Raw genomic sequence first — 309 nt, 5'->3', positions numbered from 1 at the left:
ATATGATGCCAAGCGCATGGCTGCACGTCATCTCGATCACTCTTTGTACATCGCTTTTGCGCCCGCAGATAAACCTAAAATTGCGATCGCAATCATTGTAGAAAACGGTGGTTTCGGTGTGGAAGCGGCAGCGCCTATCGTGCGCAAGGCACTCGATTATTACCTGCTCGGCAAACGACCACAGGATAAAGAGCGTAAAGATCCCCAGCCTTTGCCCAAGCCGCAAAGCGACATGGCTTTGTACCGATCTGATACCGAAGTCAAGGCGCCTGCAGAGCCTGAGCCGGGGCCAAAGCCCGGTGGTGAAAC

The 309-nt window shown here is 53.7% G+C and carries 1 pseudogene; it reads left to right on the top strand.

Features of this window, described 5'->3' with window-relative positions:
- Window positions 1-309, top strand: a pseudogene (locus tag KDM89_RS21335) (penicillin-binding protein 2); the annotation flags it as partial.

Origin of the sequence: Cognatundibacterium luofuense (assembly GCF_018139685.1) — a bacterium.
Lineage (GTDB): Bacteria > Pseudomonadota > Gammaproteobacteria > Burkholderiales > Burkholderiaceae_D > Undibacterium > Undibacterium luofuense.
Note: the sequence above shows the minus strand (reverse complement) of the source record. Positions and strands in the feature narration are given on the sequence as shown.